We start from the raw sequence: 4544 nt of genomic DNA on the forward strand, positions 1-4544 counted from the left end.
AACCGCAGAAACCGGGGTTCGCGGTGCTGATGAAAGCCTTCCTGGGTACCGACCCGTACCAGTGCATCCTGTGCAAGGGCCGGCTGCGTTTTTCCGGCGCAGTGGCGGGCGCTCACGCCACCAAAATGCTCTCTGACAGGCTGCAGAAGATGGCAAAAAAACGATGGCTTCAGACCCCGGTGCTGGATAAGTTCGCCTGAAAAATGGTTTTTAGATTAAAAACACATCAAAACTGGTATTATTATCAATAACATTTTGCTATGCCACGGCACATGTCACACTGCTATATTATGGTCAGGAAGTTTTTAAAACACCTTTCCAGATTCCTAACCATGAACCTGCCTGGCGAAGCAAAATGACAGAAGCTGACTGGAGGTGGCTGAGTCCGCTGATATACAACCATGTCAATCCGTATGGTCGTATCGAACTGGACATGAGCAGTCGGCTGAAGGTGGCAGCATAAGAGTGACCATAACCGAGCGGTTTCGGACATCCATTACGTACGGAAATTTTCACTATGTCACGAGTTTTTGCCTACTGCCGGGTCTCCACTCTCGAGCAGACCACCGAAAATCAGCGACGGGAAATTGAAGCAGCCGGTTTTACCGTTAAACCCCAGCGCCTGATTGAGGAACAAATCAGCGGTTCGGTGGCCGCCAGCGAACGCCCCGGTTTTGCCAGGCTACTTGATCGTATGGAAAATGGCGATGTACTGATTGTCACCAAACTTGACCGTCTGGGACGCAATGCGATGGACGTAAGAAAGACAGTGGAACTGCTGGCAAAGTCAGACATTCGGGTTCATTGCCTGGCGCTGGGCGGCGTGGACCTCACCAGCCCGGCGGGGAAAATGACCATGCAGGTCATCTCGGCAGTGGCCGAGTTCGAACGTGACTTGCTTCTTGAGCGCACTCATTCTGGTATTGCCAGGGCAAAGGCAGCAGGGAAACGCTTCGGGCGTCCACCTGCATTGAATGAGGAACAACAGCAGGCGGTGATCATCCGTCTGAAAGACGGAGACAGCATCAGTGCTGTTGCCCGTCAGTTCAGTACGACGCGGCAAACTATTCACAGAATAAAAGCTGCAAATTCATCCTGTTAATGCGGATGATTTTATAACCTGAAGGGGCAAATAACACGCCCTGGTGTTTCATACAGCCAGCCCCAGGAGGAGCTTCATGGCATCGTTAACAAAAAAACAAACCGCACAGCTTTCAGATATGAGCCATGACGTGCTGGTTAATATTATTCATGACCTGATACAGGATAATAAGCAGGCCAGGACCACACTGGTGAATGGGTATCTGTTATCAGCAGCAGAGGTACTCAAAGCCGTCGAGAAGGAGTATGCCCGACGTGCCAGAAGCAAACGTTTTTATGATTACTATGATGCCGATGCCTTTTTTGACGAGCTGACACGCAGTATAGCGAACCCTCTTGTGGGTATCGCCCACGAGCTCCCCGAGCAAGCAGAAAGTCTGAGCGTAAAAATGATGCTTGAGTTCGAAAAATTCACCGGGAACGTGGACACCTCCAGCGGAAGCTGGATGGGTTACTACACCATTCTGTTGGATGCGTGGATGAAATCACTGGAAGCACAAAAAAACAACGATCCCGCACCCATTGCTAAAAAAATATTCACCGTTGTAGAAAGAGAATTCTATTTTGGAATTGAAATATTTAAAAAATACCGAACATTACTTGGCACGGATATTTTACGTGTAATCCGTGATATGTATTATCAAAAAAAACTCCCCCGGGAAGCTCTTGGTCTCAGTATAATAATAAAAGACCTCGATTTTCTGACGATGGCGTTTAAAAACGATGAATTTTGCCATTCCACCCATTATTTTGATTATGTCAGATTACTTATGGAAGACCTGCGATCCGATGATGCACTCGCTGTATTAAACAGCCAGCGAGCTGACGATGAGGAGATCGCAGATAATATGATATGGAATGAACTATTCATTCAGGCTCTGATCGAAGAAGGGAGAAAAGATGAAGCCAAAACCCACTGTATTACAGCATTCACTTTTCAATGCGATACCCGTTTTTATCACCTGTACACAAAAGCTGCTGAAAAAGATGTCGATCACAGCCCTGCATTCCTGAAAATAGCAAAAGATACAGGATTAGCACCATATGTCTGTTTTGCATCAGATATTGAACGGTATGACTTAATCGACGCCTGCATTATGGGCACACCAAAAAACAACCTCACTGACTCTCTGGCTTATATCACCCATTCATATTTACGGACATTATCCAGTACCCTGTATAAACATGGCTATGCGCATACGGCGACCCTTTTGCGCCGATTTTTGGTCGAGGACAACATTCAGCAATCAAAAAGCAAGTATTACAGCTATGCCGCCTCAGACATGAAAAAAGCCATCGATTACGGCGAAGGTCTGGAAGATTGCCCTCAGCTTCCGGAAACAGAGGGCTACCTCAGAACTCTCTACGAACAACATAAACGTAAAACCGCACTCTGGCCGCTGATGACAGATAAAATCAAAGGATTATCGGTAGGAAAAGACGGCCTGCGCTACAGCGGAGATGCTTCATGACATCACAGGAACTGTATGACCACGCGGTGTCACTGCTTGCAAGGCGGGATTACGCATCCGGTGAGTTGGCACGGGCTCTGAGTAAGATGACGGAAAACAGAGAGAATATCGACAAGGCGTTGTCGAGGCTGGTTGAGTGTGATTATCTGGATGATAACCGCCTGATAAAACACCTGATTGATAAACATATTCGAAAAAAACATGGCCCAGTCAGAATCAAACAGGAAATCAGGCAAAAGGGTTTTCCTCAGGAGTTGGTCGAGCAAGCGTTGGAGAAAGTTGATGTGGACTGGTATGCCATGGCAAGGGAGCTGAAAGTCAGTAAATTTGGTGATGAGATGCCGTCAGAAGCCAAAGAGAAAAACAAACAGATCCGCTACCTGCAGTACAAGGGGTTTTCGATGGACATGATATTTGAGGCGTTAAGTTGATCATGGTTGTCAGAGCCCCATCCAAGACAAATGTCGTCATATTGTAGCTTCGCTCCCATTACCCCAAATTAAACATAACGATAGCCACACGTGCGATGAGCAACCCTTTACGATATAGTGATGCCAGGGCAGAGGGGATTACGTCATATCAGCAGGACTAATGCATAGAGTTCTGGCCATGGCGGCCAGCGCAGACAACGAGGTAGTGAACGGCATGACAACAACAATCGAAGTGCTCCAATACACGTTAAAACCGGGAACAGGTGCCGCATTTCACGATGTTATGAAAAATCAGAGCGTGCCGCTGCATCGACAATGTGGTGTGAACATATTACGTTTTGGCAACTCGCTTCACGATCCTGATCAGTATTACCTGGTGCGCTCATTTCAAAATGTGTCAAAAATGGAAGAACAGCTCACTCAATTCTATGCCGATCCTCGTTGGCGCGAAGGCCCGCGCAGTGCGATAATCAATATGATCTGCGACAGTCACCGGGTAGTCATGCCGGGAGAATCGCTTGCAAAATGACGCCTCCCCACTAACGTAAACATCTATTTATCCGGCTGACCAGCCACACCCGGATTGTGGTCATAATCGACCCTGACTTTACCCGGATATGATTGCTATTCCCGTGAACTGCATAATCTGGCAGATGAAGCCGTGTAAGGCCTTCGTCCATGTCAGGGGCCTACATATCGGCTGCCTTCAGTGACTTAAATGGCCATGCTCCCCGTTCTCCTCTTTTGCTGAATTCACTCCGGCGTACTTTTACTGCATCAGCGCAGATGACCTCAGTATGATCCAGCGTTACGGTGGCCAGTATTGCCAGGCTGCTGTCCGTCAACGTAAATCCCTTTGGCAGCCCCCATGAACCCTGCCTGACGTTCTCAATGCTACTGAATAATTCGCGAAGATAATCGGGGAGCACTTTGCCTCGTCCGTTAATAATGGTCTGATCACTTTCTGACAGGCATTCAATTTCCGGGTGCTCTCTGGCTATAGCCTTCAGGATACCGGGAAGCCCCGGCCAGTATTTTTTTTCATAACGACAGGTCAGGCCATCGAGCGTTTCCTGAAGGTAAAAACGGTAAAGTCCATTATTATCATCAGCCATCTCCATCAGTTCCACGATGTGTGTGGTTCTCTCAAGTGTGAACGGTAGCACGCCTGCGGCGTGAGCTCGTCTGCTGCGCAGCCGAAGTCCTTTCCACCCTCATCGCCGTATTTTATACTGTCTTTCATGTACATACCGCGACCCGCAAAGCTCCTGTTCCAGCACGATGATGGCTGGGAGCGCTTCCTTGAGAAGAATGGCCATCAGCTCACCGACTGGACCAAACTCTCTGTCGAGCGCATGCTTGCCTGCGGGACCTGCGCCATGGGCGTTCGCCGCTATTGCTGCAGCTCGCCTGACTGTTCTCACTCACGCTTTCTCTGCCAGACTTGCAAATCCAAAGCCTGCAGCAGCTGCGGCCTCAAGGGCACCGAGCAATGGATCGCCGAGCAGCAGCACATCCTGCCTGACTGCGACTGGCAGCA

6 protein-coding genes and 1 pseudogene are annotated in these 4544 nt (G+C 48.7%); 6 read left to right on the top strand and 1 reads right to left on the bottom strand.

Annotation, left to right across the window (positions count from 1 at the left end; genetic code table 11):
* From U869_RS0128300 to U869_RS0128320, 5 genes and pseudogenes are all read left to right on the top strand, one after another.
* Positions 1–200 (top strand): annotated as a pseudogene (locus tag U869_RS0128300) (IS91 family transposase); the annotation flags it as partial.
* Positions 201–517: 317 nt separating this feature from the next.
* Positions 518–1102 (top strand): recombinase family protein, encoded by a 585-nt coding sequence (locus tag U869_RS0128305; protein ID WP_025123409.1) that lies wholly within the window; start codon positions 518–520, stop codon positions 1100–1102.
* A 76-nt stretch (positions 1103–1178) separates the two neighbouring features.
* Entirely contained in the window at positions 1179–2573 is a 1395-nt protein-coding gene (locus U869_RS0128310; protein ID WP_025123408.1) for a DUF6880 family protein, read from the top strand.
* Entirely contained in the window at positions 2570–3004 is a 435-nt protein-coding gene (locus U869_RS0128315) for a regulatory protein RecX (RefSeq protein ID WP_025123407.1), read from the top strand. Before U869_RS0128310 ends, U869_RS0128315 begins: the two co-directional genes overlap by 4 nt.
* 214 nt (positions 3005–3218) lie before the next feature.
* Entirely contained in the window at positions 3219–3533 is a 315-nt protein-coding gene (locus tag U869_RS0128320; protein ID WP_029988357.1) for an NIPSNAP family protein, read from the top strand.
* Positions 3534–3693: 160 nt separating this feature from the next.
* Here U869_RS0128320 and U869_RS0128325 read toward each other — a convergent pair whose 3' ends face one another.
* On the bottom strand, positions 3694–4119 hold the full coding sequence (locus tag U869_RS0128325; protein ID WP_232785418.1) for a hypothetical protein: 426 nt from the start codon (positions 4117–4119) through the stop codon (positions 3694–3696).
* Between the two features lie 126 nt (positions 4120–4245).
* Here U869_RS0128325 and U869_RS31235 point away from each other — a divergent pair.
* The coding region (locus U869_RS31235) for a transposase zinc-binding domain-containing protein (RefSeq protein ID WP_198530703.1) at positions 4246–4544 on the top strand (299 nt) is incomplete at its 3' end.

It is taken from the genome of Serratia sp. H1w (genome assembly GCF_000633355.1).
Lineage (GTDB): Bacteria > Pseudomonadota > Gammaproteobacteria > Enterobacterales > Enterobacteriaceae > Chania.

Bases quoted from the DNA above. Each gene is read 5' to 3' on its own strand.
- U869_RS0128325 (WP_232785418.1), bottom strand. From the start codon at position 4,119: ATGGCTGATGATAATAATGGACTTTACCGTTTTTACCTTCAGGAAACG.
- U869_RS0128315 (WP_025123407.1), top strand. From the start codon at position 2,570: ATGACATCACAGGAACTGTATGACCACGCGGTGTCACTGCTTGCAAGG.
- U869_RS0128305 (WP_025123409.1), top strand. From the start codon at position 518: ATGTCACGAGTTTTTGCCTACTGCCGGGTCTCCACTCTCGAGCAGACC.
- U869_RS0128310 (WP_025123408.1), top strand. From the start codon at position 1,179: ATGGCATCGTTAACAAAAAAACAAACCGCACAGCTTTCAGATATGAGC.
- U869_RS0128320 (WP_029988357.1), top strand. From the start codon at position 3,219: ATGACAACAACAATCGAAGTGCTCCAATACACGTTAAAACCGGGAACA.